This window comes from Pseudomonas sp. FEN (genome assembly GCF_904067045.1).
In the GTDB taxonomy this organism is placed as follows: Bacteria; Pseudomonadota; Gammaproteobacteria; order Pseudomonadales; family Pseudomonadaceae; genus Aquipseudomonas.
The window spans coordinates 809978-836211 of sequence record NZ_CAJFDC010000001.1; the positions used below are offsets into that span (position 1 = coordinate 809978).

General features: G+C 63.4%; 19 protein-coding genes. 13 read left to right on the forward strand and 6 right to left on the reverse strand.

Annotated elements, in window-relative coordinates; genetic code table 11:
• The first annotated feature begins 178 nt into the window (after positions 1–178).
• Genes PFEN_RS03805 through PFEN_RS03815 form a run of 3 tightly spaced genes read left to right on the forward strand, consistent with a single transcriptional unit; the run spans position 179 to position 2041 of the window.
• Positions 179–550 carry a septal ring lytic transglycosylase RlpA family protein gene (locus PFEN_RS03805; protein ID WP_191485697.1) on the forward strand — a complete coding sequence of 124 codons (372 nt, stop codon included), beginning with the start codon at positions 179–181 and terminating at the stop codon, positions 548–550.
• 25 nt (positions 551–575) lie between these two features.
• Positions 576–1649, forward strand: coding sequence for a calcium/sodium antiporter (locus PFEN_RS03810; RefSeq protein WP_412071377.1), 1074 nt, complete (start codon positions 576–578; stop codon positions 1647–1649).
• Positions 1650–1660: 11 nt separating this feature from the next.
• Entirely contained in the window at positions 1661–2041 is a 381-nt protein-coding gene (locus PFEN_RS03815) for a carboxymuconolactone decarboxylase family protein (RefSeq protein WP_040064245.1), read from the forward strand.
• A gap of 200 nt (positions 2042–2241) precedes the next feature.
• On the opposite strand, the gene PFEN_RS03820 is transcribed toward PFEN_RS03815, so the two are convergent.
• From PFEN_RS03820 to PFEN_RS03830, 3 genes are all read right to left on the reverse strand, one after another.
• On the reverse strand, positions 2242–3183 hold the full coding sequence (locus PFEN_RS03820) for an AEC family transporter (protein ID WP_191485698.1): 942 nt from the start codon (positions 3181–3183) through the stop codon (positions 2242–2244).
• Positions 3184–3262: 79 nt separating this feature from the next.
• Positions 3263–3736 carry a WbuC family cupin fold metalloprotein gene (locus PFEN_RS03825; protein WP_191485699.1) on the reverse strand — a complete coding sequence of 158 codons (474 nt, stop codon included), beginning with the start codon at positions 3734–3736 and terminating at the stop codon, positions 3263–3265.
• Positions 3737–3739: 3 nt separating this feature from the next.
• Entirely contained in the window at positions 3740–4297 is a 558-nt protein-coding gene (locus PFEN_RS03830) for a hypoxanthine-guanine phosphoribosyltransferase (protein WP_191485700.1), read from the reverse strand.
• Positions 4298–4470: 173 nt separating this feature from the next.
• On the opposite strand from PFEN_RS03830, the gene upp reads away from it, so the two are divergent.
• Positions 4471–5109, forward strand: coding sequence for a uracil phosphoribosyltransferase (upp, locus tag PFEN_RS03835; RefSeq protein WP_191485701.1), 639 nt, complete (start codon positions 4471–4473; stop codon positions 5107–5109).
• A 1-nt stretch (position 5110) separates the two neighbouring features.
• On the forward strand, positions 5111–6385 hold the full coding sequence (locus tag PFEN_RS03840) for a uracil-xanthine permease family protein (RefSeq protein ID WP_191485702.1): 1275 nt from the start codon (positions 5111–5113) through the stop codon (positions 6383–6385).
• Positions 6386–6594: 209 nt separating this feature from the next.
• On the opposite strand, the gene hemH is transcribed toward PFEN_RS03840, so the two are convergent.
• Positions 6595–7620, reverse strand: a complete 1026-nt coding sequence (gene hemH, locus PFEN_RS03845; RefSeq protein ID WP_191485703.1) for a ferrochelatase — start codon at positions 7618–7620, stop codon at positions 6595–6597.
• Positions 7621–7633: 13 nt separating this feature from the next.
• Positions 7634–8536, reverse strand: coding sequence for a TIGR01777 family oxidoreductase (locus tag PFEN_RS03850; protein ID WP_191485704.1), 903 nt, complete (start codon positions 8534–8536; stop codon positions 7634–7636).
• Positions 8537–8732: 196 nt separating this feature from the next.
• Here PFEN_RS03850 and PFEN_RS03855 point away from each other — a divergent pair, with 196 nt between their 5' ends.
• The 6 genes from PFEN_RS03855 (at position 8733) to PFEN_RS03880 (ending at position 14420) form a co-directional block, all read left to right on the forward strand.
• Positions 8733–9719, forward strand: coding sequence for an NAD(P)/FAD-dependent oxidoreductase (locus tag PFEN_RS03855; RefSeq protein ID WP_191485705.1), 987 nt, complete (start codon positions 8733–8735; stop codon positions 9717–9719).
• Positions 9716–9931, forward strand: a complete 216-nt coding sequence (locus tag PFEN_RS03860) for a TIGR02450 family Trp-rich protein (RefSeq protein WP_191485706.1) — start codon at positions 9716–9718, stop codon at positions 9929–9931. The genes PFEN_RS03855 and PFEN_RS03860 overlap by 4 nt, the downstream gene beginning before the upstream one ends.
• Before the next feature lie 113 nt (positions 9932–10044).
• Entirely contained in the window at positions 10045–11010 is a 966-nt protein-coding gene (locus PFEN_RS03865; RefSeq protein WP_191485707.1) for a YbgA family protein, read from the forward strand.
• Position 11011: 1 nt separating this feature from the next.
• Positions 11012–11935: a MerR family transcriptional regulator gene (locus PFEN_RS03870; RefSeq protein WP_224770880.1), complete on the forward strand. Its 924-nt coding sequence runs from the start codon at positions 11012–11014 to the stop codon at positions 11933–11935.
• Between the two features lie 29 nt (positions 11936–11964).
• A complete protein-coding gene (gene phrB, locus PFEN_RS03875) occupies positions 11965–13458 on the forward strand; it encodes a deoxyribodipyrimidine photo-lyase (RefSeq protein ID WP_191485709.1) in 1494 nt (497 codons plus the stop codon).
• Between the two features lie 179 nt (positions 13459–13637).
• Positions 13638–14420, forward strand: coding sequence for an SDR family NAD(P)-dependent oxidoreductase (locus PFEN_RS03880; RefSeq protein ID WP_191485710.1), 783 nt, complete (start codon positions 13638–13640; stop codon positions 14418–14420).
• 96 nt (positions 14421–14516) lie between these two features.
• Here the strand turns inward: PFEN_RS03880 and PFEN_RS03885 are convergent, their stop codons facing one another.
• A complete protein-coding gene (locus tag PFEN_RS03885) occupies positions 14517–19373 on the reverse strand; it encodes a dermonecrotic toxin domain-containing protein (protein ID WP_191485711.1) in 4857 nt (1618 codons plus the stop codon).
• 161 nt (positions 19374–19534) lie between these two features.
• On the opposite strand from PFEN_RS03885, the gene PFEN_RS03890 reads away from it, so the two are divergent.
• Together PFEN_RS03890 and PFEN_RS03895 are read left to right on the forward strand one after the other, a co-directional pair.
• On the forward strand, positions 19535–19840 hold the full coding sequence (locus PFEN_RS03890; RefSeq protein WP_191485712.1) for a YkgJ family cysteine cluster protein: 306 nt from the start codon (positions 19535–19537) through the stop codon (positions 19838–19840).
• Positions 19841–19995: 155 nt separating this feature from the next.
• Complete coding sequence (locus PFEN_RS03895) at positions 19996–26232, forward strand: TcdA/TcdB pore-forming domain-containing protein (RefSeq protein ID WP_191485713.1); 6237 nt, start codon at positions 19996–19998, stop codon at positions 26230–26232.
• The last annotated feature ends 2 nt before the right edge of the window (positions 26233–26234 follow it).

The following is a 26234-nucleotide window of genomic DNA, read 5'->3' on the forward strand; positions in this document are numbered from 1 at the left end:
CTGGCTTTCAAGAGCCAAAAGCTTCGCGGGCAAGCTCCGCTCCCACAAGTTCAGCGTCGAACACAACTCTTGTGTTCGACGTGATCCTGTAGGAGCCTGGCTTGTCGGGACGCCGCATCGCAGCGATGAGGCCCTCGCCCTCTAGAAACCTCACAGGCCAACCGTTAGAGGACATCCGATGAAGCGCCTGCTCGCCGCCCTTGCCCTCCTCAGCCTGCTGGCCGGCTGCGCCAGCCACGAAATCGACCCGCGCGGCTACGATGAAACCGGCATGGCTTCGTATTACGGCGCCAAGCACCAAGGCAAACGTACCGCCAGCGGTGAACCCTTCAACCAGCACGCCCTGACCGCCGCCCACCGCCAACTGCCCTTCGGCACCCGGGTGAAAGTCACCAACCTGGCCAACGACAAATCCGTCATAGTGCGGGTCAATGATCGCGGCCCGCACACCCGTGGGCGGCTGATCGATCTTTCACGCGATGCGGCCGCCCAATTGGGCATGTTGCAAAACGGCACCGCCCGCGTCCGCATCCAAAGCCTCGACGACTGACTGCTGGAGCCCCGCCATTTTCGGATTGACCACCCTGCCCTGGCTGAGCCTGCTGCAACTGAGCGGCGGCCTGCTGCTGCTGATTATCGGCGCCGAACTGCTGGTGCGGGCGGCCGTGCGCCTGGCCGCGAGCCTGGGCGTCCGACCGCTGCTTGTCGGCCTGACCGTCGTCGCCTTCGGCAGCAGCGCGCCGCAACTGGCGGTCAGCGTGCAGGCGGCCGTCGCCGAGAATGTCGATATCGCCGTGGGCAGCGTGATCGGCGGTAATATTTTCAATACCCTGGTCACCCTGGGCCTGTCGGCGCTGATCATGCCCTTGCGGGTCTCGCGCCAGCTGATCCGCCTGGACATTCCGCTGATGATCCTCGCCAGCCTCCTGGTGTTCGGCCTGGCATTCAATGAGCAACTGGGCCGCTTCGACGGCCTGCTGATGCTGAGTGCCTTTGCGCTGTACCTCGGCCTGCTGCTGCGGCAATCGCGACATCACAGCCACACCGTGCAGCCTCTGGCCGTCGCGCGCCAACCCGCGCCCTGGTTGAGCAGCCTGGCGTGGATGGGCCTGGGCTTGGCATTGCTGGGGATAGCCGGGCACCTGCTGCTGGACGCCGCCGTGGACGTGGCCACCGAACTGGGCCTGTCCGAGCGCATCATCGGCCTGACCGTGGTGGCGGTCGGTACTTCGTTGCCACAACTGGCCACCTCACTGATCGCGGCCGTGTGCGGCCAGCGGGATATTGCCGTGGGCAATGTGATCGGTGGAAACCTGTTCAACTTGCTGGGCGTACTCGGTTTCACCGCGCTGATCGCCCCCGCGCCCCTGTCGGTATCGCCCAATGCCCTGGCCTTCGACCTGCCGGTGATGCTCGGCGTTGCGCTGCTGTGCTGGCCGGTGTTCTATTCCGGCTACCGCATCACCCGTGCCGAGGGCCTGTTGTTTCTCGGCTTGTACCTGGCCTACGGCCTGCACGTGGTGTGGTTTACCACCGGCATGCCGATGGCGGAAAAGCTGGAACGCCTGATGCTGTTTTTCATCCTGCCGGCGCTCTGTGCGTTCCTGCTGTTCAGTACGCGAAGAGCCTGGCGTCGCCAACACTCATAGGAGCTGCTGCAATGACCGATCAGAAGAAACCTGGTGTCGAGATGCGTCGTCAGGTCATGGGCGATGCGTTCGTCGACCGTGCCCTGGGCAATGCCACCGAATTCAGCCAGCCGTTGCAGGACTTCGTCAACGAACATGCCTGGGGCAGTGTCTGGAACCGTGAAGGGCTGCCGCTGAAGACCCGCAGCCTGATTACCCTGGCGGCGCTGACCGCGCTCAAGTGTCCACAGGAACTCAAGGGCCACGTTCGCGGCGCCTTGAACAATGGCTGCACGGTGGAAGAAATTCGCGAGGCGCTGCTGCATTGCGCGGTGTATGCCGGCGTGCCGGCGGCCATCGACGCATTCCGCGCGGCCCAGGAAGTGATCGACGCCTACCAGAAGGCCGACTGACAACCGGTTACTGGCGGCGCCCGTATGAACGGTATACAGCTCGCGGGGCTCTTCGCGGGCAAGCCCTGCTCCTACAATTTTGTGTCGATCAGCGGTTTTGTGGACGACTCGGAACTGTAGGAGCTGGGCTTGCCCGCGAAGACGTCAGCTCAAGCGATGCAAGACTCAAGGATCACAGCGTCCCTTGCAGGCGCCAAACGTCAGATCCAGCCGCCCCACTGCAGCACAAAGATCCCGATATTGGTGGTGATCGCCGCCAGCAACGTGGTGATCACGATAATCGCCGCCGCCAGTTCGTGATTGCCATTGGCCGCCCGGGCCATGACGAAGCTGGCCGCGGCCGTCGGACTGCCGAAGTAGAGAAACAGAATCCCCAGTTCCGCCCCGCGAAAACCGCAGAGCCAGGCCCCCAGCGTCGACAGCAGGGGCATGCCGACCATTTTCACCAGGCTCGCACTCAGGGCCAGGTCGCCGCTTTTGCGCAACGCCGCCAGGGACAAGGTGCCGCCGATGCAAATCAGCGCCAGCGGCAGGGTCATCTGCGCCAGATAATTCCCCGAGGTCTCCAGCCAACCAGGCAAGCCGATCTTGAAATAGGCAAAGGGCGCCGCCGCGATCACGCTGATGATCAGCGGATTACTCAGCACACTCTTGAAGATGCTCCAGGGATCGGACTTGATCACCGGGCTGTAGACCGCCAGGACAATGGTCGACAGGGTATTGTAGAACAGGATCACCAAGGCCGCGAGAATCGCCCCGAGGGAGATCCCGTAGGCACCGTACATGCTGGCCGCCAGGGCCAGGCCGATCACGCCGTTATTGCCGCGAAAGGCGCCCTGGGTGTAGATCCCACGATCGACCTTGGGACAGCGCCAGATCGCCCAACCCCAGGCCCCGGCAAAACCTGCCAGGGTCGCCACCGAAAAGTATGCCAGCACCTTGGGCTGCAACGCCGCATGCAGGTCGGCATGCAGGATGCCGAGAAACAGCAACGCCGGCATGGTGACATTGAACACCAGGGCCGAAGCCGTGTGGATAAAGCTGTCGTTGATCCAGCCCACGCGCTTGAGCGCCACGCCCAGGAACAACATGGCGAAGACGGGTGCGGTGATGGTCAATATACCGAGAAAGATGGCCAGCATGCCCTGGGAACCCGTTGCCTGTCGTTAGGTGGCTAATGATACGGCAAACTCGCCCTTCCGCCCGTCGCCGAGTCAGAACTCAATCGAACTGCGCGCGCATCCATGCCTGGTATGCGGCCACCTCGGCGTCACCTTCGCGTGGCGCCCAGTCGGCCAATTCGCCGTCACTCACCGGACGATAAGGGCCGGCCTTGCATTCGAACATCACGCTGTCGGCCTCCAGGATCACCAGGCCGTGGAACACCCCGGCCGGCAGGTCGACACCCGGACAGTCGCCGCCCGCCTGCAGCACACGCCTGGCCAGGACCTGACCCGCCTCGTCGAATACCAGCAGGCCCAGGCGGCCCTTGAGCACCAGCAAGGTTTCCGCCTTGTCGGCACTCAGGTGCCGGTGCGGGGCAATATAGGTGTCGGGCTGCAGTCCGATCGCCATGCGATGGCACGGCTCGTCCATCTGGTGAAAGTTGTGATGAACCCGGCCACGGGGGCTCGCCGCGGCCTTCTCGGCCAATTCGGCGAACAAAGTTGCATCGAGAAAGCTGGGAGCGCGCATGCCTTACATCCCCTTGACGGCGTAGATGCCGGCGGCGTTGCGCCAGTAACCCTTGTAATCCATGCCGTAGCCGAAGATGTAGCGATCGATGCACGGCAGGCCGACGTAGTCCGCCTTGAGATCCGGGCGCGCCTTGCGGTCGTGGTGCTTGTCGATCAGCACGGCGGTGTGCACCCGGCGCGCCCCGGCGTGTTTGCAGAAATCGATGATCGCGCCCAGGGTATGCCCTTCGTCGAGGATGTCGTCGATGATCAGCACATCACGGTCGATGAACGAGACTTCCGGCTTGGCTTTCCAGAACAGTTCGCCGCCGCTGGTTTCATTACGGTAGCGGGTGGCGTGCAGGTACGAGGCTTCCAGCGGGAAGTCCAGGTGGGTCATCAGCTTGCCGCAGAAGATCAGGCCGCCGTTCATCACGCAGAACACCACCGGGTTGGACTCGGCCAGCTCGGCGTTGATCTGCGCGCCGACACGGGCGATGGCCGCTTCGACCTGGTCGTTGGTGTACAGGCAGTCGGCTTCGCGCATCACTTGACGGATATGTTCGAGATCAGCGGACATGGCGCTCTCCAATAGGGGCTGGTGTAAAGGGGCTGCGAGAAAAGCGGGCAAAGGTACGCACCCCGCGCGGACAGATCAAGGGTTTCTGGACTAACGTACTGCTGGTCTATAGGACATCAACTGCGGATAGATTAATCTAAGCCGTTTTTTGCCCGCCGCCGGAGCCTATTCCCATGCCCATCCGTGAGATCCGCCACCCGCTGATCCGCCACAAGCTCGGCCTGATGCGCCGCGCTGACATTAGCACGAAGAACTTCCGTGAGCTCGCCCAGGAAGTCGGCGCCTTGCTGACCTACGAGGCGACCAAGGACCTGCCCCTGGAAACCTACGATATCCAGGGCTGGTGCGGCACCGTCCAGGTCGAGAAGATCGCCGGCAAGAAGATTACCGTGGTGCCGATCCTGCGCGCCGGTATCGGCATGCTCGAAGGCGTGCTCAGCCTGATCCCGGGCGCCAAGGTCAGCGCGGTGGGCGTGGCCCGCAACGAGGAAACCCTGGAAGCCCACACCTACCTGGAAAAGCTGGTACCGGAAATCGACGAGCGCCTGGCGATGATCATCGACCCGATGCTCGCCACCGGTGGTTCGATGGTCGCCACCATCGACCTGTTGAAGAAAGCTGGCTGCAAGGACATCCGGGCGATGGTCCTGGTGGCGGCGCCGGAAGGTATCACCGCGGTCGAGAAAGCGCACCCGGACGTGACCATCTACACCGCTTCCATCGATGAGAAACTCAACGAGAACGGCTATATCATTCCGGGCCTGGGCGATGCCGGCGACAAGATCTTCGGTACCAAGCAGAAGGACGCCTGACATGCGGGATGAGTTCAACGACCCGTTGTGGCGCACCGTGCTGTCTGGCGCGCAGATGCTTTTCGTAGCCTTTGGCGCCCTGGTGTTGATGCCGCTGATTACCGGCCTCGACCCGAACGTCGCGCTGTTCACGGCGGGCCTGGGGACTCTGTTGTTCCAGCTTGTCACCGGACGCCAGGTGCCGGTGTTCCTGGCCTCGAGCTTTGCCTTTATCACCCCGATCATCCTCGCCAAGGGCCAATTCGGCCTGGCGGCGACCATGGGTGGGGTGATGGCGGCCGGTTTCGTCTACACCTTCCTGGGCCTGGCGGTGAAGATCAAGGGCACCGGTTTCATCGACCGGCTGCTGCCACCGGTGGTGATCGGCCCGGTGATCATCTCCATCGGCCTGGCCATGGCGCCGATCGCCGCGAACATGGCGATGGGCAAGGCCGGTGACGGCAGCGAACTGATCCATTACCAGACCGCCATGCTGATCTCGATGCCGGCCCTGCTGACCACCCTGATCGTGGCGGTGTTCGGCAAGGGTATTTTCCGCCTGGTGCCGATCATCTCCGGGGTCCTGGTGGGGTTTGCCATGTCGTTCTATTTCGGCGTGGTCGACACGGCGAAAATCGCCGCCGCGCCCTGGTTCGCCCTGCCGCACTTCACCGCGCCGGAGTTCAACTGGCAGGCGATCCTGTTCATTGTCCCGGTGGCACTGGCCCCGGCCATCGAGCACATCGGCGGAGTGATTGCGGTGGGCAGCGTGACCGGGCGCGATTACCTGAAGAAACCCGGCCTGCACCGTACCTTGCTCGGTGACGGTATCGCCACCACGGCGGCCGGCCTGTTCGGCGGCCCCCCCAACACCACCTACGCCGAAGTGACGGGCGCGGTGATGCTGACCAAGAACTACAACCCGAAAATCATGACCTGGGCGGCGATCTTCGCCATCAGCCTGGCCTTTATCGGCAAGTTCGGTGCGTTGTTGCAGAGCATTCCGGTGCCGGTGATGGGTGGGATCCTCTGCCTGCTGTTCGGCTCGATCGCGGCGGTGGGGATGAACACCCTGATCCGCCACAAGATCGACCTGGGCGAGGCGCGCAACCTGGTGATTGTGTCGGTGACCCTGGTGTTCGGCATCGGCGGTGTGTTGGTGGGCACCGGTACCGGACCGGATGACTTCGGGCTCAAGGGCATTGCGCTGTGCGCCGTGGTGGCGATTGCGCTGAACCTGCTGTTGCCGGGTAATGACGGTTGGAAGAACAAAAAGGCCGACGAGCCGTTGTTGTAAGGCTCACGCTTGCTCGCCACAGGGCGCGGATGCCCCCTTGTGGCGAGCAGGCTTGCCCGCGCGGGGCTGCGCAGCAGCCGTAAAACCAGTGATTGCGTTCTGTCTGACACAATCAAGTCGCTGATTTCAGGGGCGCTTCGCAGCCCAGCGTGGGCAAGCCCGCTCGCCACACAAGCCCACCTGCCACAAAAATGCACCAGGCGTTAAATCTATAAGGCCAGCGGCGCCCGCTCGCACAGGGTATTCAACGCCGCCGCCCACTGCGGCTCATCATTCAGGCACGGCACCAGCACCAACTCCTCGCCCCCCGCCGCGACAAACTGCTCGCGCCCACGATCACCGATCTCCTCCAGCGTCTCGATGCAGTCGGCAACGAACGCCGGGCACATCACCAGCAGTTTCTTCACCCCGGCCTTGGCCAATTCATCCAGGCGCGCCTCGGTATAGGGTTCGATCCACTTCGCCCGGCCCAACCGCGACTGGAACGACACCGACCATTGTCCCGGGGCCAAGCCCATGCGCTCGGCAAACCCCGCCGCCGCGCGCAGGCATTGGGCGCGGTAGCAGGTGGCGAGCACCACCGGCGAGGCGTTCTTGCAACAATCGGCATCCTTGAAACAATGACTGCCAGTGGGATCGAGCTTGGTCAGGTGACGCTCCGGCAAGCCGTGGAAACTCAGCAACAGGTGATCGAACCCCTGCGCCAGATACGGCCGGGCACTGGCCACCAGGGCATCGAGGTATTCCGGCTGGTCGTAGAACGGTTGCAGGATGGCAAATTGCATGTCGAACTTGCGTTCGCGCACCACCCGCCGGGCTTCTTCGATCACCGTGGTCACGGTGCTGTCGGCGAACTGCGGATACAGCGGCGCCAGGGTCACCTTGCGGATGCCTTGCGCGGCCAGGCGGGTGAGTACCGCGTCAATCGATGGCTCGCCGTAACGCATCGCCAGTTCCACCGGGCCGTGGGTCCACTGCGCCGTCATCTGCTGCTGCAAACGACGACTGAGCACCACCAGTGGCGAGCCTTCTTCCCACCAGATCGAGGCATAGGCATGCGCCGATTGTTCGGGACGCTTGATCAGGATCAGCGACACCAGCAAGCGCCGCACCGGCCACGGCAGGTCGATGACATAAGGATCCATCAGGAATTGATTGAGGTAGCTACGTACGTCCGCTACCGAAGTGGAAGCCGGAGAGCCCAGGTTGACCAGAAGCAAGGCGTGATCGGTCATGCAACGTCCTATTTCAGAGGCGACCCGACAGATCGTCGAGGGCCGCGGGCAGATCGGTAAACTGAAAAACAAATCCCGCCGCCAACAGCCGGGCCGGCGTCGCGCGCTGCCCACCGAGCAGTAACAGCGACAACTCGCCCAGACCCAGGCGCAAGACAAACGCCGGCAGCGCAAGCAGCGCCGGACGATGCAAGACCTTGCCCAGCGCCCTGGCGAACGCCTTGTTGCGAACCGGCTTGGGTGCGCAGGCATTATAAGGACCGCTGGCGTCACTGCGATGCAGAAGAAAATCAATCAGGGCGATTTGATCGCGCACATGAATCCACGGCATCCACTGCCGGCCATTGCCAATCGGGCCTCCCAGCCCCAGCTTGAACGGCAGCAACAGGCGCGACAAAAAGCCGCCCTCGGCCGCCAGCACCAAACCGGTCCGCACCAGCACCACGCGGATCCCCAGGGCTTCGGCGCGCTGCGCGGTTTCTTCCCAGGCAATACACAAGCGGCTGGCGAAATCTTCGCTCACCGGCGACGAATCCTCGGTCAGCTCGCGCTCGCCACCATCGCCGTACCAGCCTATCGCCGAAGCGGAAATCAACACCGCGGGACGCTGCTCACGGCCCTCCAACCAGGCCAGCAGGGTTTCGCTCAACTGGATCCGGCTACTCCACAGCAACGCCTTGCGCCTGCGGGTCCAGAGCCGGTCGGCAATCGGCGCGCCGGCCAGGTTGATCACCGCGTCCAGCGGCTCGCCGGTCAGGTCCTCGAGATGTCGCACGCCACGCACCTGCGCGCCGCACAAACGCGCCACCTGCTCGGGTCGACGACTCCATACCGTCAGCCGATGTCCCTGCGCCAACCAGTGTTCACACAGTTGACGCCCGATCAAACCAGTACCGCCGGTCAGCAATATGTGCATGAGTTCGTCCTCGCGTAACGTTTTGTCGAAAGCGTTAGTCTATTTTTATAAGCAGGGCTCTTTTCTCTCGACAGATATTTGCTTTAACAATAGGACAGTGTGAATCGACAGGCAGGTCGCAACTTATACCAAAAAACAAGATTGTACAGGTTTTGCTGACGGCGTAGTCTGTGCTGACAGGTAACGAGGCCCACCTATGACTGTACCCATAGCAATAATTGGTGCCGGTATCGCCGGACTTTCGGCCGCCCGGGCATTGCATGATGCCGGGCACTCCATCGAAATCTTCGACAAGAGTCGCGGCAGCGGCGGACGCATGTCCAGCAAGCGCAGCGACGCCGGCGCGCTGGATCTGGGTGCGCAGTACTTCACGGCCCGCGACCGCCGCTTCGTCAAGGAAGTCCAGCGCTGGCAGGGTGAGGGCTGGGTCGCTGAATGGGACCCGCAGCTCTACAACTTCCAGAATGGCCAATTGAGCCTGTCGCCGGACGAGCAGACCCGCTGGGTCGGCACGCCGCGCATGAGCGCCATTACCCGCGGCCTGCTGGGCCGGCTCCAGGCGCATTTCGCTTGCCGGATCACCGAGGTGTTCCGCGGTGAACAGCATTGGCACCTGCAAGACGCCGAAGGCTTCACCCACGGCCCGTTCAGCCACGTGATCATCGCCACCCCCGCGCCCCAGGCCACCGCGTTGCTGGCCACCGCGCCGAAACTCGCCGGGGCCGCCGCCAGCGTTCAGATGGAACCGACCTGGGCCATCGCCCTGGCCTTCGACACGCCGCTGGATACGCCGATGGAAGGCTGCTTCGTGCAGGACAGCCCGCTCGACTGGCTGGCCCGCAACCGCAGCAAGCCGGCGCGCGACAGCCAGCTCGATACCTGGGTCCTGCACGCCACCAGCAGTTGGAGCAAGCAGCACCTGGACTTGTCGAAGGAGGCCGTGATCGAACAATTGCACGGTGCTTTCGCCGAACTGCTGCATGCCAGCATGCCGGCACCGACCTTCACCCTCGCCCACCGCTGGCTCTACGCCCGCCCGGCCGGCGCGCGGGAATGGGGAGCGTTGGCGGATGCCGACCTGGGTCTCTACGTGTGCGGCGACTGGTGCCTGTCCGGACGCGTCGAAGGCGCCTGGCTCAGTGGCCAGGAAGCGGCACGGCGCCTGATGGAACACCTCGGTTGAACCCCATCAATCCGCGTAAGCTGCTGCTGTCGAAATGGACAGCAGCCCACCCACGAAACCGGGAGAAACATTTCCTCGTCACTGAACTGTTCCACGATGAACAAGGCCGCGTGATCGGGATCGAACTGCAAGCGGTGCTGAACCAACGCCCGCAGCGCATGAGCTGGAGCCAGCTGAAAGATGCCGAGACCTGGCGAATGGGCTGGCGATGATCGCCTCCCGCGCAAACTTGTACAAATAATTTGACTTGTACAATGCAGTGCCTATGATGAGTTTAGTTGTACAAGAAAACCTTCTTGTACAAGTATTTCTCTCGAGGCTCCCCATGTCCGCCACCACCAAGTTGCCGCGCAAACCCAGAATCGCCATCAGCGCCTGCCTGCTGGGCATTGAGGTGCGCTACAACGGAGGACACAAGGAATCGCGGCTGTGCAGCCACACCCTCAGCCAATACTTCGACTTCATTGCACTGTGTCCGGAAGCGGCCATTGGCCTGGGCATTCCCCGCGAGCCGATTCGTCTGGTGGGTGATGCGCGGCAACCGCGGGCCGTGGGCAGCGTGCATGTCGAAACGGACGTGACCCAAGCGCTGGCCGACTATGGCGACCAGATGGCCGATGCGCTGGGGGATATCTGCGGCTATATCTTCATGCAGAAGTCACCCTCCTGTGGACTGGAGCGGGTCAAGGTCTATCAGGACAACGGCAGGCCCGCCGAAGACGGACGCGGCATCTATGCCCAGGCGTTTTGCGCCAAACACCCCGACTTGCCGGTGGAGGAAGACGGCCGCCTGAACGATGCGGTCTTGCGGGAAAACTTCCTGACCCGGGTCTTCGCCTACGCGGCCTGGCAGGAACTGCGCCAAGCCGGCCTCAGCCGCCGCGGCCTGACCGAGTTCCACGCCCGCTACAAATACCTGCTGATGGCCCATAACCCAGTGCAGTACAAGGCACTCGGCAAGCTACTGGGCAGCATGGGCAAGGCCGATGCCGAAACCGTCGGACCACGCTATTTCAGCCAATTGATGGCCGCCCTGAAAAAATGCGCGACCCGCCGCACCCACAGTAATGTCCTGCAACACCTCACCGGCTACCTGAAACACGCCATCAGCGCCGAGGACAAACAGGAAATGCAGCAGGTCATCGGCCAATACCACCAGGGCATCGTGCCACTGGTGGTGCCCTTGACGCTGCTCAAGCACCACTTTCGCCAACACCCCGATGCCTATATCGCCCACCAGGTGTACCTGCAGCCACACCCGGAAAACCTCAGCCTGCGCAATGCCATCTGAGATGACCGACTCCCTCGAAGTGCCCGTCGATTACGCCAGCGCTCTGGCCCTGGGCTGGTTGCCCATTCGCGAAGTGGCCCGGCAAACCGGCGTCAATGCCGTGACCCTGCGAGCCTGGGAACGCCGCTATGGCCTGGTGACGCCACACCGCACGACCAAGGGCCATCGGCTGTTTTGCGCCGAGCACGTGCAACGTATCCAGGCCATCGTGACCTGGCTCAACCGCGGGGTCGCGGTCAGCCAGATCAAGCAACTGCTCGATAGCAGTCCGACACCGCTCGAGTCGCCCGGCAACGACTGGCAGGCCTTGCGCCAGGACCTGGTCCGGGCCATCAGTCAACTGGCCGAGCGTCAGATCGATGAGCGTTTCAACCAGGCCATGTCGCTCTACCCGCCGCGTACCTTGTGCGAACGGTTGCTGATGCCGCTGCTGGTGGAACTCGAGCAACGCTGGCGGGGCCAGTTCGGCGCGCAGATGGAGCAGACGTTCTTCTACACCTGGCTGCGCAGCAAGCTGGGGGCACGGATCTACCACAACAACCGGCAACTCAAGGGACCGCCCGTGCTACTGGTCAACCATTCGGACCTGCCCCTGGAACCTCATCTGTGGCTGACCGCCTGGCTGGTGAGCAGTGCCGACTGTCCGGTGGAAGTCTTCGACTGGCCATTGCCGGCCGGCGAACTGGTCCTGGCGAGCGAGTACCTCAAGAGTCGTGCCGTGGTGCTGTATTCGAGCAAGGCCATGAACCTGACGGCCCTCGCCAGGCTGCGCGGCAATATCCACTGTCCGCTCGTCGTTGCCGGACTGACGGTGTGCATCCATTTTGCCGAGTTGTCCGCAAGTACCCGGGAGAGCAGCGACATGACCCTGGCAGAAGACCCGTTGTCCGCCTACCAGAGCCTGACCCGGCGCGGACTGATCTAGCCCCCTCACCCATGACTCAAGGAATGGCTATGCAACTGTTCTGGCTGCGCAGCGATTTGCGCCTGCACGATAATACCGCCCTGGCCGCCGCTGCCGGGCGGGGGCCGACGATCGCCCTGTACCTGATAACCCCCGGGCAATGGCGGCTTCACGACGATGCGCCCTGCAAGGTCGACTTCTGGCTGCGTAACCTGCGGGTACTGAGCCAGACGCTGGCGGCGTTGAATATCCCGCTGCTGATCCGTCAGGCTCCGACCTGGGATCAGGTGCCCGAAGTGCTGCGCACGCTGTGCCAGTCGCTCAAAGTCGCGGCCGTGCACGTCAACGAAGAGTACGGTGTTCATGAAAGCCGCCGCGATCAAGCGGTTGCGCGCCGACTTGAAAGCGACGGCGTGAGCTTTCACAGTCACCTCGATCAACTGTTCTTCAAGCCCGGCAGCGTACTGACCCGCGGCGGCACCTATTTCCAGGTTTTCAGCCAGTTCCGCAAGGTCTGCCACAGCCGCCTGCACAGCGCCTTGCCGCGCCTGGTCGAGGCGCCCAAAGCCCAGTCGGCACTGACCATCAAGGCCGATCCGGTGCCCGTCGCGGTCGAAGGATTCGCCCCCCCCAGCCAGGCCTTGCGCAACCTCTGGCCGGCCGGTGAGGACGAGGCCCGGCGACGCCTGGCGAGCTTCGCCGAGCAACGGATCGAGCACTACCAGAGCGAACGCGATTTCCCGGCCAAACCCGGTACCAGCCAATTATCGGCCTACCTCGCCGCCGGGGTGATCTCGCCCCGCCAGTGCCTGCATGCCGCCCTGCAAAGCAACCGGGGCGAATTCGAAAGCGGTAATGCCGGTAGCCTCAGCTGGATCAACGAACTGCTCTGGCGCGAGTTCTACAAGCACATTCTGGTGGGCTACCCACGGGTCTCGAAGCAGCGCGCCTTCCGCCCGGAAACCGAAGCCCTGGCCTGGCGCCAGGCGCCGGAAGAGCTGGCGGCCTGGCAGGAGGCGCGCACCGGCCTGCCGATCATCGACGCGGCCATGCGCCAGTTGCTGGAAACCGGCTGGATGCACAACCGCCTGCGGATGATCGTGGCGATGTTCCTGACCAAGAACCTGTTGATCGACTGGCGCGAAGGCGAGCGCTTCTTCATGCGCCACCTGATCGACGGCGACCTGGCGGCCAACAACGGCGGCTGGCAATGGAGCGCGTCCACCGGCACCGACGCGGCGCCCTACTTCCGGATTTTCAACCCGCTGAGCCAATCGGAAAAATTCGACCGCGAAGGGCGATTCATCAAGCACTGGTTGCCGGAACTGGCCGGCCTGGACCCAAAGGCTGTGCATAACCCCGCAGTCCTCGGTGGCCTGTTCGGCGTGGCAAGTTATCCACAGCCCATGGTCGATCTGGTCCGTAGTCGTGAGCGCGCCCTTGCGGCGTTCAGGAACCTGCCAACCCGGATGGATGTCGCAAGTGTACCTGGATTGGATTCCCGCCCCCTTTCGCTCGCCGCCTTGTCCAGTCGAACAAAGTGATCCAACTGCGCCGGCACATGAGCTATCGTCATCCAGGACTGGCCAGGGGAAGGCCTATTCAAGCCGAGGGTGGTTCGCATCTGCTGTGGTTCGACAACATACGTCGATGTCGGGACATTGTTGTATGACCACACGCCGGTTCCGGGTCATGCAACAGCCTGGTTGAACAGGAGAATGGGATGAGCATTACACCTCCACGACGCATCTGGCTCACGGGCGCCGGCGTCGGCATCGGCGCGGCCATCGCCGAAGTCCTGCTCAGGAACGGTATGCAACTGGCCGCCAGCGCCCGCAGCGTCGAACCGCTGCGAGCCCTTGGCAAACGTTATCCCGAGCAACTGCTGTTGGTACCTGGAAACCTGATCGACAGCCAGCAAGTGCGGGAAATCGGTGAGCGCATCACCCGGGCCTGGGGCGCCCTGGACACGCTGATTCTCAATGCCGGGACCTGTGAATATGTCGATACCCAGCCGTTCGATGCCTCGATCATCGAACGACTGGCGCGCACCAACCTGCTGGCCAGCAGCTACTGCATCGACGTCGCCTTACCGCTGCTCCGATCCGGCCACCAGCCGCATCTGGTGGGTATCGCCAGCTCGGCCACCTTCCTGCCGTTACCCCAGGCCGAAGCCCACGGTGCGTCAAAGGCCGGCATGCGTGATCTGTTTGAGTCCCTGCGCATCGACCTGGCCGACGAAGGCATTGCCGTCACTCTGGTCAGTCCCGGTTTCATCGACCCCCCGCGGCCCCAGAGAAACAACCTCCCCATGCCGCTACGCTGGTCCGCCGAGAAATCCGCCGAGCATATCTGTGAGAAGCTCAAGCAGCGGCCCTTGGAAATTGCCTTTCCAGCGCTGTTCATGAGCGGTCTCTGGCCTCTCACACAGCGGGACCAACAGCCACAACCGACCGTCGGTAAACGCCGGGCACACACTACGAACCATGACAAGGGCCAATCATGAGCGTTGCCCGGACAGCCTTGCCCCGCGAACGGCTCGGGCGCCGCGCAAGCCCGACAGGACAACGTCCCCACGCGGATCGCGGGCCGCCATCCCCCACTACAGCCGTTTCAGTTGCTCCACCAGGGCCTCCTCCACTTCGGGCGCATTGAAAAAAAACTTGCGCGCCATGGGCAGGCTGATCGCGCTGCGCCAGATATCGACAGCCGCTTGCGCGCGGCCCGGTTGCCCCCTGCGGATTCGCTCGAAACGTTCACCTTCGGCGTGAGCCTGCGCCTTGGAGCCAAGAAATCGCTCTTCTCGGGTTTTCAGGTGGGCCGCCCCCAACTCGAAACCGTCATCGAAGGTGGCCAGGCCCTCATAGTGGAAATGGGCCACCCAGAGCAGCGCGTTTTTCCGGCCCGTGGCCGCCTTGTCCAGAATCAGGTATTCCTGCAGATAGTCACGGGACTTGAGCAAGCTGCGCGGCCCGTTCTTCCTGATTTCGATAGCGCCCTGGCGCTGGAGAAAGTCGACCCGGGCCATGTCCGGCATGCTGGCCTTGGTCGCCTCAACCCGGATCAGCAGCCCTGCATTGACCAACTCCAGGGCCAACGCGCGCAGCTTACCCACTTGAGTCTGCCCATTGACCCGCTCGATCGTCGCGTCGACAGACGCCAGACGCTCCTCGAGCTGATTGGCCAGGCGTTCGAGCTTTTTCGACTCGCTCTCCAGCACGTCCTGGAGATAGACCGGATCCCTGATCGGCTGCTTCAATCGCTCGGCCTTGTCGAGCGCCTTGGTCAATTCCGCCCTGGCATCGAGCAACTCCCGCTTGGCCGCCTGCATCTGTGCCTCAGCGTCCCCGAGCAAGCGTTTGATACCGATCAGCGGCTTGGCCGCTACCGACTGTGGTGCCGACTCGGGCGCCGAGACTTCCTCCCAATAGGTTCCTTCGTCGTTTTCCTGGAACAGCAGGACCTCATCGCCCCCGCTTATTTCGACAATCTCACGGGTCTGCCCGGCGCTCGCGGGCCTGACCTTGCCCAGATAGGTCCCGCCCCTCGAGCCACGGGTCTGAATCAGTCCGGGGACTTTCTCGAGCCCTTCCTGCGCGGCAACGTCGCTGGCCTGCTCGTCGAGCAACTCGCTCAATGCTTCCAGGGCCTCCTCACGCAGTTGCCCGATCAGCCCGACCAGACGTTCGGTATAGACCACGGACCGGCCCGCCGGCTGGTGATATCGCCAGAACTCGATGACCTGCAGACTGGACTCGTAATTTTCGATACAGGTATTGAGCACGCGACGACGGCGCCTCGCGGAGATCTCCGTATCCAGTTCCAGATTGACCCGGGATCGGCTGGCCATGGTCGCCTCCTGGGTTTTCTCCCGCAGGGAGGGATAGGTCCGCTCGCCCCGTTCCAACTCGTGAATACTCAACCAGCGCAAGGTCTGCAGTTGCGACGACTGCGTATCCAGCAAGGTCCCGACGCCCCGCGTCTCGGCGTTGACCTTGTCGCGGGTCTTGGCCCCCAGGCCCGGAAACTCACCCAGATGGGCGTCAATGCGCTTTTCCTGTCGATGCCAGTCGAGCATCTCGTCATTGATCTTGACCTTCTTTACCTGATACGCCAACAGCCGCTCATACAACGCCGACCCCGGCCCGGCATTGGTCGCCTGCGCCAAGGCGAGGTCTTCAGCCGACGGATGCCCTTCCTCCCGGACCCTGGCCAGCACATCCAACTGCTCACGGCAGCCGCCGAGCTGAACCCCCAGGAAAGCGCACACGGCCTCCTTCCATTTGGCAACCGGCTTGAGCCTGGCCTGCTCTTCACGCACGCTGATGCTCTGTCCGGTCAGATCGAAGGCCTTTCGCGCCTCCTGGAGAAAACGTTGCCGGGCTTCACTGCGTATCACCGCGGGGTAATCTCCCGCTTCCTTGCGTTGCAGGTCGAGCCTGGCAATCGACGCCCTGCGCATTGCCAACTTACCGTCGGTTTCGATGAGCCGGTGGCGTTCGTCCAGGGCCTTGGCCGCCGCCGCGTTCTTTGCCTGCATTTGCTTGATCGTCTCGCGTCCGCCACGCCCCGAACCGCCACGCAGCCGCAGCCGCAGATCCGGTAACCAGCGACCATCGCCAAGGCTTTTCAAATAGAACCCTTGTTCCAGCCCGTCTGCCGTGGTCACGCGCACATTGCTCTCGGCATCCGTCGCCACGGCAAATAGCCAGCCGCCCACCCGGGCAGCCAGGCGCTTGCCCTCTTTCAAGCGGATAAGCCCCTTATATTCGCCGGAAGCGATCACTTCGCCCAAGGTATGCGATTCAGGCCAGGGCATGGGGTAGCGCTTCATGGCCCAGTCACGAGGGGATCTGCGCAAGGATGTCGCGCCAGGAGACAAGGAGTTATCCAGTTGCATCGACTGGAGTCTGTCCGCGCCTTCACTGATGCTCGCCCGGACCGGCGCGCGGTAGCTCTCATGGGTCGGGATCCTGCCGGGTGTTTCGACCGGTGCCTGCAGGTGGCCCAGCCGATGCCCGAGGATAAACGCCATATTGACCAGGATATCGGCCCAGGCGCTGGCTTTGGTGCCCGGATCTTTTTCCTGTAGACGACGCAAATCGGCCTCGACACTGGCGACCACGGCGAAAATCCAGCCGGCCAGCGCCGCCGGGCCACGGATAAACATCAGGAGCACGTTGAACAACTGCCAGCCGCCCTCCTTCAAGGTAGCCCAGCGCTGTTCGGCGTTGGAGACCGACTGCCGATCCGCCAAGGCGATCAGGCTCCTGGCCGTCGAGACGAACAGGTGATGCAGGTAATCGCCCTCAACCACCTCGTCACTGAGCGTGGCCGGCCCGACTGGCCACAGCGTGGCAAAATCATCTTCGAATGAGCGCGGCAGATGAGGCTCCACAAAGCCGCCATTGTCATAGGTGCGCCGGGCCTGATCGCTCATCCAGGTCAGCACGTGCTCCTGCAACTGGCCGGGATGCTTGATCGCCTCGAACAGTGCGTCGAAGCTCGGATATTGCCGTAACGTTTCGACGGAAGGCGTGGGACGGACATCGTTATCACGAGGACAAAAGGCCTTGCCCGGCGTGGACTGGAACGTCTGGAAGGCCGACTCCCGCGACCCGGCCTTGGCCAGCAGCGGACGATAGAGGATTACCGGGCCATGCCGGGTGTCCTGCGGTCCGATCAGGAACATCGACGCCACGACATCGGCCGACGCATCGGCTTCGGACTTGAAGGCCAGGGGGCGCAGGACGATCTGCTGGCCATCCAGCCACTGCCTGGCCGCGTCGGCCTGCATCACGGCCTCGACATAACGGTATCCCGTTTCATCGAAATCCGCTTCGCCGCGGATCTTGAGCTCCAGCGCCACCATGGGCAATTGCACCCGCAGTTGCGCGCTGAACAGTTGTTCCCGGCGCCGCGCCTCGTCGACATCCTCGATCAGCGTGGACTGGAGCAGCTCCAGGTAGGTCCGCCCGATATCGACGGCGCTGACCACCCCCTTGAGGTAGTCCGGGGTCATCCAGGCGGGAACCGGTGCTTCGAGGGCGCAACGACGGATATTGATGCGCATTTGCGCATGCCGAAAGCCACCGAGATTCTCCAGGGCAAACTCGGTCAGGCTCATCCGGACCGTCTCGACACTCCCCAGCGCGCCGCCTCCCGCCCCGGCGGAAGGCACGGCCAGCGCGACTGTCTTCTCGAGTTGCAGATGAATATCATCGGGATCGGCGATCCCCAGGACTTGCGGATGATCCTCACGCATTTTTTTCAGCAAAGCCTTGGCGGCAAAGCCCGGCAGGTCGCCAACGCCATCGAGAAACGCCTTGCCGCCCGAGGCACGCTGCACCTCGGCGAGTTGTTCCAACAGGGCGCGATAGGCCGTGATGTCCTCGGCACGGGCCCCAAGCAGCCAGTACGGCAGGGCATCGCGCAGCGCAGCCAGTTCCTCGGGCAGCTCGACGACCACGTGGGCCGGCCTTGCCACCGGTGTGAAAAACCAGCGATCGGGGCGGGTGATCGCGTCGAGTCGGCGCTGGTAGTCCTCGACCGTCCATGCGCTATCGCGGCCGATCAGCGCGATCTCCTGGAGCTGATTATCGAGCAAGGCCTCGCCGAGACTGCAAATGGCCTCTTCGATCTGCTCGGGAGGATCGTCCTGTTGCCAGAGCAAGTGCTCGCGATACTCGATATCCCGACCATTGGCCCGAGTGCTCATGAACAACGGCACCAGTTGCCCCAGATCCGTGGAGCCGGCCTTGAACATCCCCCAGGCGAGGCTGAACACCAGGGGAACCTGTTCGATACCGCGCGTCTTGCGCCGGGCAATCAGCACCGGCAAAGCTTCGGGATAACGCGCGCCCCAGGAATCCTTGCTGACGGCGCGGAGGCCGTGGAGGGCGAACTGTTCCTCGGGCTTTTCCAGATCCACCGTCAGGAAGTCGCGGTACTGCTCACGATCCACGGCGAGAATCCGCACCAGCAGCGCACACAGACGGCGAAAACGACTGGTGCCTTGCGCGTCCTCCTCGTTCCAGTAGTCGACCAAGGCCTGTTTGAAGAGCTCGAGCAGGACCTCGCCCCACTCCCTGAGCATGGTCTGGGTCGCCGCGGCGTCCACCAGATAGCGGTTGCCGCGCCCCCCCTCGGACCAGGGTTCCAACACATGAGCCTCGGTAAAAACCGCGGCCACCCCGGCGGTAAAGTGCTTGAGCACCAGGTCGAGCAAAGTGCTGTAGCGGTAGCCGGCAAATACCCGTTGGCCATGCTGCTCGGACCATTGCGGCTCGCCGACCATCAGCTGCGTTGCATTTCGCCGTGGATCCCAGTGAGTAAAAAAGCGCTCCTGAATGACCGACAGGGCCACACCGCGCAAGGTCGGTGGATGGGCGAAAAGCGCCTTGGCCGCGTCGATCTCCTGCTCAAGCGAGGAGCGCGGCGGGGTGATTGCATCAGTCATGTCTGACTCCCTTCAAATAGGACAAACCGCCGTCGGTCAGGACCGCGCGCGGGTTCCCGGGGGAGTAAACACAGAGTACGAGCCGACATTGTGGTATCCAGCTATCGGGAGGCGGTCTGTTCCGGCATACAGGGTCACGGCACTGACATACACTGGCGCCCATGACCATGATCCCGCTGACCGACCTCGCCGAACCTGTGATCACCTGCTCCACCTGCGCGGCCTGCTGCTGCCGGTTGGAGGTCCTGTTGATCACCGATACCGGCGTTCCCGAACGTTTTATCGACATCGACGATTGGGGCGGCGAGGTGATGTTGCGCCTGGACGATGGCTGGTGCGCGGCGCTGGATCGCGACAGCATGCGTTGCACGATCTACGAGAAACGCCCACTGATCTGCCGGGAATTCGAAACCGGCTCGGCGGACTGCCTGGAAGAACGCCGCGGGATCGCCACGGCCTATCGATAGGTGCAAACGCGGGGCCGAATCAGGGCGATTTCAGCTCCGAGTCAGGGACGCGTCCCATATATCCAGTGAACCGGCTCAATCCACACTTGCGACGAACATGTCACAAGCAGCGGGCAGCTCGACAGTTGCCCCCCGGACCCCGAGATCACTGGCCCATGAATACGCCTCCCGCCATTTCCTCCCCACCGCCCGGTATTTCACCCTCCTGCACGACCGACAGCACGCCGGCAACGACCGACAACGCGCCAATCCAGGCGCAACTGTTGCTCTCGCTCAAGAGCCTCAATGCGCAAGTCGCGGCCCTGTTCAACGAACTGCCGGAACCGCTTCCGACAACGGGCGAGAAGCAGGCAACAACCGCGCTTGAGCAGATACGCCAGCAGCGACAGAGTTACCTGGCGCAACTGCAACAATTCTGGACCCGGCCCACTGGAGCCAGCGCCGGTCAGCCTGCCGGGCAATGGCTCGCGCAGATCCTGAAAACCCAACTCGGCAGCGAGGCGCAACTGCGCAGCGCCGATGGGACGCTATCCGTTGACGACCGGCAACTGATTGACCAGGTGCTCAGCCATTCCACCCGGGCGCAACGCGAGGCATCCCTACCGGTGCCGCCCAAGGTCCGGCGGCCCGGGGTTTACGACATTGTCCGCCAGGGCGCAGACACCTCGGACAATACACCGTGCCCGGGTGCATTCGTGATCACCAGCAGCGACGGTGCCGTCCTGCCGGGTAGCGACCCCGACCCGAGACACTTCAAGGGCAAGACAGCGGTCGAGCTCCACAGTGAGCTGGGCCGGGTCGTGCTGTACAGCCTGGAGTACGGTCTTGAATCCTTTGACTCGCTCAAATCTTTGCACACGACACTGCAAGCGCGGCTCGGAGAAAAAATCGCCCAGCGTTTCAGCACGGGTGATGACCAGCACGAAAGTGTCTTCGCGCGGCAGGTACAGGCATTGCGCAATGCCCAGCAAGGGCGGGTGCGCGAGGCCTTTGTCGAGCACCAGACGGACACGCCGCAGGTCTTGCTGGAACGCATCAAGGCCGCCGCGGACCTGCGCGATATCCTGGATATCGACACTCGCTTGAGTCAGCGTGCGCAACTGCTGCACTACCGGACCTGGCGACAGCGCTTCAAGGAGGGCCGCGTCGAGGACTGGAAATGCTATCGGGCGGCGACCTGGCAAGTGCGGGCAAGCCACTTGGCACTGAAGGCGGCGAGCACTGTCGCGGGAGCGGAACGGGTGCAAGCGCTACGTGACAGCTGGCAATACGCCAATGCCGCCGCCATGCAACTGGCGGCCCTGGAAGCCAGGCTCCACGGGCGCATCGATGCACGCCAGAAACAGTGGATCCAGGCCGTACTCGACTATCCAGACCCCGCCACCCGCCCCACCCTCGACGCCTACCCCATCAACGCCAACGCCCTCGGCTGGCGGGCGCCCGCCCCGGCGCCGCAGAGCGCCGCGATCCATCTCATCAGCGGTGGTGTACTCGCGCTCAACAGTGCGGATCCGAGCGCCCCCGACGTGCTGCTATATACCCCGAACGCACCCGACGGCCATGACTGGGCAGCCCTGAATCAGCTCGATGAGCTCGGCCAACGCTTCCCGGAACCGGCGTGGACCGACTACTTCAGCGCGCGGCTGGCAACCTTGAAGAACACCAGCGTAGCCATGCCGACAGCCGCAAACGCCGCTCACTTCCAACTGCTGCCCATGCCAGGCAACGTGCAGCAGCGCCTCTACGAAATACAGGCGAACGCCGACAGCGACACGACGCCACGGCCGGACAGTCACCCGGCCTGGCGCAAGATCGGCAGCGACGCCATACCGCCCATGGCGCCGGCGACGGACAGACGCCTGCGATTGCTCGGCGGTGCGCCGACAGCGCCCACCTCATCGCGGCTGTCGGCAATCGCCAGCCTGGTCCGCCTGGGCTCGTGGAATCCCCAGGTGATGAGCCTCATTCCACCGATCATGACCAGCCTGCCCGACTGGCCACCGGGCTGCAACCTGGTGATCATTGACAGCAGCGAACCGGGACTTGGCTGGTCGGTCCGTTACGGACTCAACGAAGACAGCTATGGATACCGGGTGAATCCGGATATTTTTACCGCGCGCCACGATGTCGTGCTGTACCGCTCCAGTCCTGATCATTACAGGGTCAGGCTCAATGGCGGACTGGTGGACGTCCTCGCCGGGGATGACAGTTTCTTCCACGCCGTGAGCCTGTCGCTGAACCGCAGCCACGAACGCGGCGCGTTCAGCATAGAAAGGCTGCGCAATGCCGCCGCCGATCAGATCGAACACAATCCGCGGATCGCGCGCCTGGCGACATCGGCCTATCTGCCCCTTTATACCCGCGCCCTTGAACGTTATATGGAGCTGGGCGTCTGGCTGGGCGATGACGTCTATCGGGAACTGATCGCAATCCTCAAGGGCGAGCCCAATCCCCACGGCCTCTTCCAACCGGCCATCCGTTACCTGGAGGTGACCTTGCCGTCCCATTCGGCGAGACTCAGGAACGCGGTCGACGCCGCATTCAATGCCGGCCATGAGGACCATCAACTGCCCGCGCTGCCTGCCGAAATACGCCAGATCATCGAGGCTTACATTGACGCCCCACCACGTCCGAGCTTGTTCCTGGCGAGCGACGCGCCGAACCGGAGGGCACTGTTCGAAACCTTGCTGCTCGCCCCGTCACCTGCGCCAGACATCGACTTCCTGGTTGAGCACAGCTTCATTTTCGATCACAACATCCGCCATCTCACGCTGGAGTATGGGGCCACGGCCACACAACTACGCCAGTATGCGAGCCAGTATCCGGGGGCCCCGATCACCGCGCGACGTAACTTGCTGCGAGCCGCGCTCGGCCGCTTTCCGGCGCTGCTGGAGCGGCTGGACATCCTCTTCAGCTCGCCAGCCTTGACCCCGCCCCTGGGGCCGGGACTCAATATCAATCAGATCGCCCACTTGCTGAGAGACCCACAAATCCCGACGCGCAGGCTGCGCTTGATCGCCCGTTGCGCGGACGCCGGCATCGCCCCGATCAATATGTTGGGCAACGCCGACTGGCTGAAGTCACTGAGCGACGACGTGATCGGCCGACTCCTCGACTATCGGCAGCCACTACAGGAACTGGCCGAACATATGGGCTTCCACGACATCCGGTCGATACTGTTTCCCTTCGACCCCAGCCACGCCTTTTGGAGCCCGCAACAGTTTCACTCGCCCCCCCTGGCGAATGCCCGACTCAAGCTCCTGCTCGATACGCCCCAACTGTTCAACCTGCTCAGACAACGCTCGGGCCGAGTGGCCACCAATATGTGGCGGCAACTGACCCGTGCGACCTATGACGAGAGCAGGATTCGCCAGGTGCTGGCCAATCCGCGCACCACGCTCAGCAGCCTGCGCCAGTTGGAAAAGGCGTTGCAAGCCGAGCTCCCGGTCAGCGCCCAAGGCGCCGGCACCTCGAGCAGCGTGCAGCCGGCCCGCCTGCGGGGCTATGAGGTCCACTGGGCGGATCAGGCATTGCCAGGACCGGATGAGCAAGGCCTGTATTATGCGACCGATGGCAGGACGTACATCCTCCAGGCCGGTCGCTACTATGAGGTCCGTCGCATCGCCGGCAAGTTCCAGATCGTCCATCCCATCCGAGGCCTCATGGGCCCGACTTACGAGGTGGCCCGGCGCAGCGATGGTTCGTGGATACTCATCGACATCCCCGGCCTGGGCGGCGATGTCCGCGCCGCCTATCCCAGCATCGCCGAGCAATCGCGGATACAACGCGATGCCTTCGCCGACCTTGGCCAGGCGGCGCAACAGGAGTGGCAGCAGCTCGCGCCCCGCGCGCCACTGTCCGAGCGGGTTCCCGATCTGCGCACCCTTGAGCCCATCGGCGGCGGCTACGCGCTGGAACTCATCGGTGCGCCACGGCAACGTCTGACGCTGGAGAAAGCCAGTCCGCTGGCCCGACTCTCGACACGCATCCGCGGCACGCTGAACCTGGTCCGGCAGCACTTCGAATTCCACAACGGTCAGTTGCAAGCGCGCCCTGGCGTGACTCACCACCAGGTGATCGACAGCCTGACACAACTCGATGGGCTGAACAGCCTCAATAGTGGTTTCGCCCTGTTGCTGCTCACCAGCGGCAAGCGCTTTTCCTGGTCGACGCAATTGGCCAGCGCCGTCCAGGTACAGTTCTATACCCAACTGGCCCAGGTGCTCCTGGGCGTCGCGACCGATGCCAGCCTGCTGGCCAGGGCGATTTACCTCGGCCTCAAGGATGCCGGCCACCTCGATAGCGAAACCCTCGACCTGCTGGACAAGGCCGGCCGAGGCATCACCCTCGGCGGCAACACACTCACCCTGCGCGGCCTGCTGGCCGCCGGCAATGCGTTGCTGGTCCTGGCCAGCCTGGGGGTCGACAGCTACCTGCTCGCCCATGCCGAAACCGCCGAGGACAAGGCCATCTACGGCAGCAACGTGGGGCTCGATAGCCTGGCATTGGGCATGGTGCTCGCCGGCTTTGCCGAGGGCGCCGAATTCCTCGGGCCACTGTCGATCCCGCTGGCCGGCCTGGGCCTGGGCGCCAGCAGCCTGGTGTCGGTGTTCTTTGCCAAGGCCCATCAGGTCCTGGCCACGGGTGAACAATTCAACCGGGAGATCCAGGCCTACCGCAGCGGCTATGTCGAGGATCCCGAGAGCCATGCGCTACGCACGGACGGCCCGCTGGTGGTGAGCCATCTGGATCAGCGTAACGGTCAGGTCTATCTGGGCAGTCCGAAGATCTACGCCGTCGACAATTCGCGTTCAGGCGATCCGCGGGTGATCCTGGACGAGCATGAGGCGATCGATGTCGGCCGGCTCCTGGAACTCCCCACGCAGATGCCACTGCCCGTTTCAAACACCCTCGGTGCCCTCCATCTGCCGGTCACGCCCGAGCACACCTACCTGCCGCAATATGGCTGGCTGCTGGGCGCCACCCAGCGCAATGACGCCGAATTGCAGCTGTTCAAGGCGCTGGAACAAAAGACCCAGGGCAAGTTCATCGAGTCCGAATGGGTGGCGGTGTTCCAGAAGGTCGTGGAAAAACTGCAGCCGCGCTACCACCTCACGCGCATCCGGGTCAGCCTGGGGCAAAAGGCGCCACCACTGGTGATGGACGACCCGGGCGAACAGGCCGAGTACTTGAACTATGACATCGAAGGCCAGGGCAGCCGCTATGACCTGTACCTGAGCGACGGCCCACGGGTTCATCTGTCCAGTTGCACCACGTCCCCGCCATCTACCTGGGTGCTGCACACCGACAACCTGAGTCGCCCGGACGATATCGAATTTGAAACCGGCCGCCTGACGCTGGGCGGCGTTGTACTGCAGGTCCGGGGCAAGCAAACCCTGTATACGGTCAACAAGGCCGGCGAGGCCTACCGGCTGGATCTTGCCGGGGGGCGACGAACACTGGTGACGCTGAGCGCGCGCGACTACGAGGACGTAAGCACGCTGCTGCAACACCTGCGGGGACTGCGGGAACAACGGCGCCTTGACCTGCCGTTGCATATCGAAGACCTGTGGCTGGCCGAGTATCCGGGCCGTGGCATTTACTATCGGCCCGTCGACGGCAGCTTAGTGGCCATTCCCGTGGATGGGGAGGATCACGGCGAAGAGCGGTACCAGATCCCGGTGCAACCCGAGGCACTGATCATCACCCCCAGCGTACAGCGCGAGAAGCTCCGGGAGGCGGCCGCGACACTGGCGACGATCACGATTTACCTGAACGCCCAGTACCGGACATTCGCCGGGCGCTCGGCGGGGTTCTGGAGCGCTCGTCCCGCCGAAGGCCTGCCCGACAACGAGAAGTTCTATGGCGATTTCCTGCGCGCGCAATACCGCCTGGCAGTCCAGCGGACACGCCTGCACGGCGACTACTCCGACGCCGCCTGTCAGATGCTGCTGCAACTGCTGCCCGGCCACGAGCGCGAACGCCCGGCGCAGGGGCCACGCCAGGTGCCAGTGCATCGCTTGAACATCAACGGCTACCCCTCCGATGATGTGCTGATACTCGGCGATCCGCGGCAAGGACCGTTGCTGTTGTATGTGCCGGAATCAACGCCGGCATTGACCGAATTCAATGGCATCAGTGGGCTCAAGGCCGGCGTGCAACAGTTGGCCGCCGATGAAGCGACCTGCAAGATGCTGCAAGCACACTTCCCACCGCGTCATCGCGCCAGTGACCACAGTGCGCTCTGGGGCTACACCGGAACCGACGAAGCGCTGGAAAAGCTCGGCGACGATGGCGATTGGAGCCTGATCCAGATCGACCGCAGCCCCATCATTGACGAAGATGTGTTCGCCGCCCTGGCCAGCCTCAAACGCAAAAGCGAAGGCGGCTGAGC

Excerpts from the sequence above, each read along its gene's own strand:
- PFEN_RS03820 (WP_191485698.1), bottom strand. The coding sequence starts at position 3,183 with ATGCTGGCCATCTTTCTCGGTATATTGACCATCACCGCACCCGTCTTC.
- PFEN_RS03880 (WP_191485710.1), top strand. The coding sequence starts at position 13,638 with ATGAGCATTACACCTCCACGACGCATCTGGCTCACGGGCGCCGGCGTC.
- PFEN_RS03815 (WP_040064245.1), top strand. The coding sequence starts at position 1,661 with ATGACCGATCAGAAGAAACCTGGTGTCGAGATGCGTCGTCAGGTCATG.
- PFEN_RS03890 (WP_191485712.1), top strand. The coding sequence starts at position 19,535 with ATGACCATGATCCCGCTGACCGACCTCGCCGAACCTGTGATCACCTGC.
- PFEN_RS03825 (WP_191485699.1), bottom strand. The coding sequence starts at position 3,736 with ATGCGCGCTCCCAGCTTTCTCGATGCAACTTTGTTCGCCGAATTGGCC.
- PFEN_RS03805 (WP_191485697.1), top strand. The coding sequence starts at position 179 with ATGAAGCGCCTGCTCGCCGCCCTTGCCCTCCTCAGCCTGCTGGCCGGC.
- phrB (WP_191485709.1), top strand. The coding sequence starts at position 11,965 with ATGCAACTGTTCTGGCTGCGCAGCGATTTGCGCCTGCACGATAATACC.
- PFEN_RS03865 (WP_191485707.1), top strand. The coding sequence starts at position 10,045 with ATGTCCGCCACCACCAAGTTGCCGCGCAAACCCAGAATCGCCATCAGC.
- PFEN_RS03870 (WP_224770880.1), top strand. The coding sequence starts at position 11,012 with ATGACCGACTCCCTCGAAGTGCCCGTCGATTACGCCAGCGCTCTGGCC.
- PFEN_RS03830 (WP_191485700.1), bottom strand. The coding sequence starts at position 4,297 with ATGTCCGCTGATCTCGAACATATCCGTCAAGTGATGCGCGAAGCCGAC.
- PFEN_RS03840 (WP_191485702.1), top strand. The coding sequence starts at position 5,111 with ATGCGGGATGAGTTCAACGACCCGTTGTGGCGCACCGTGCTGTCTGGC.
- PFEN_RS03850 (WP_191485704.1), bottom strand. The coding sequence starts at position 8,536 with ATGCACATATTGCTGACCGGCGGTACTGGTTTGATCGGGCGTCAACTG.
- PFEN_RS03895 (WP_191485713.1), top strand. The coding sequence starts at position 19,996 with ATGAATACGCCTCCCGCCATTTCCTCCCCACCGCCCGGTATTTCACCC.
- upp (WP_191485701.1), top strand. The coding sequence starts at position 4,471 with ATGCCCATCCGTGAGATCCGCCACCCGCTGATCCGCCACAAGCTCGGC.
- PFEN_RS03885 (WP_191485711.1), bottom strand. The coding sequence starts at position 19,373 with ATGACTGATGCAATCACCCCGCCGCGCTCCTCGCTTGAGCAGGAGATC.
- hemH (WP_191485703.1), bottom strand. The coding sequence starts at position 7,620 with ATGACCGATCACGCCTTGCTTCTGGTCAACCTGGGCTCTCCGGCTTCC.
- PFEN_RS03855 (WP_191485705.1), top strand. The coding sequence starts at position 8,733 with ATGACTGTACCCATAGCAATAATTGGTGCCGGTATCGCCGGACTTTCG.